The organism is Nocardia sp. NPDC060255 (assembly GCF_042727395.1).
GTDB lineage: Bacteria > Actinomycetota > Actinomycetes > Mycobacteriales > Mycobacteriaceae > Nocardia.
This window is the reverse complement of record NZ_JBHXAU010000062.1, coordinates 1-1,411: the sequence shown is the minus strand read 5'-3', so window position 1 is coordinate 1,411 and position 1,411 is coordinate 1. Positions and strand designations below refer to the sequence as shown.

1 protein-coding gene is annotated in these 1,411 nt (G+C 62.3%); it reads left to right on the top strand.

Annotated elements, in window-relative coordinates; genetic code table 11:
• Positions 1–234 precede the first annotated feature (234 nt).
• Positions 235–1,401, top strand: a complete 1,167-nt coding sequence (locus tag ACFWF1_RS44010; protein WP_379292234.1) for an IS110 family transposase — start codon at positions 235–237, stop codon at positions 1,399–1,401.
• The last annotated feature ends 10 nt before the right edge of the window (positions 1,402–1,411 follow it).

Genomic DNA, 1,411 nt, shown 5'->3' with positions numbered 1-1,411 from the left:
ATGCGGCTAGTTAGACACTTGGTGTCAGGACCGGATCCAGGCCAGGATTTGGTCTAGGTGCCCGGTGGGGTGCTCTCAAATCGGCTGCCCACCGTTGTCATTGGTGTGGCTCGTTAATGGCTTGCCTCCCATCGGGTGCCGTGCAGGGAGTGGCTGGAAAGGGGTTTGCCCGGCTCGAACTAGCGGTGCCCTCCCGCACGGACACCACTGGTTGCCGAGCATGGGAGATGCGAGATGACTGTCATCATCGGGATGGATCCGCATAAACGTTCAGCCACCATCGAAGTCATCGATCAGAGCGGGCGGATTCTAGCCACCGGCAGATACGGCACCGACACCGCTGGTTATACGGAAATGCTCACCGCCACACAAGGATTCACCGATCGGGTGTGGGCGGTCGAGGGCTGCAACGGTATCGGCCGCCACCTCGCCCACCGCCTGGTCCATGACGGACAAACCGTGATCGACGTGCCCGCGAAACTCTCCGCCCAAGTACGGGTCTTCGCCACCGGCAATGGCCGCAAAACCGATCCGGTCGACGCACACTCGGTCGCCCTGGCCGCCCTGCACGCACCTGACCTGCGTCGAGTCACCGCGGATCCGGAATTGATCGCTTTGGGCATGCTCTCTGACCGGCGCGACGAACTCGGGCGCGCACGCACCGAAACCCTGTGCCGGATACACCGATTACTGCTCGAGTTGATCCCCGGCGGAGCCAAGAAGTTCCTCTCCTCGATGCAAGCACGGGCATTGATCGACACGATCACACCCCAGGACGCGGTCGTCAGGATTCGCCTGCGCCTGGTCGAGGAGTTGATCGAGGACCTCGAAACCATCGACCGCAAAATACGGGCCGCGGACAAGGAACTGCGCCAACTGGTGACCGAGCGCGGTTCGACGTTGATGGAACTCAACGGCATCGGACCTTCCTCAGCGGCAAGGCTTTTGGCTGATACCGGTGATATTCGCCGGTTCCGCAACCGGGACCGTTTCGCGTCCTGGAACGGCACCGCGCCCCTGGACGCCTCCTCCGGCGAGCAACAACGCCATCGGCTCTCCCGCGCCGGCAACCGCAAAATCAACCGAGTCCTCCACATCATGGCCGTGGTCCAACTACGCCACCACACCGCCGGCCGCGTCTACTACGACGGGCGGCGAACCAGCGGGAAAACCTCGAAGGAAGCACTACGAGCCCTTAAACGACGACTGTCCAACGTCGTCTACACGCGCATGCTCACCGACCAGCAACGCAACGAATTAGCGGGCCCGGGAGGGCAAACGGGAACGACTACTGACTCCAGCGCGACCGGCCTGACCCCGCACACCGATCCTTCGGACAAGCCACAACCCGGACCCATCAAACAGATTAACCCCAAGACCACTGCTAGGGGCTTGACCTAAAGGGGAGCCA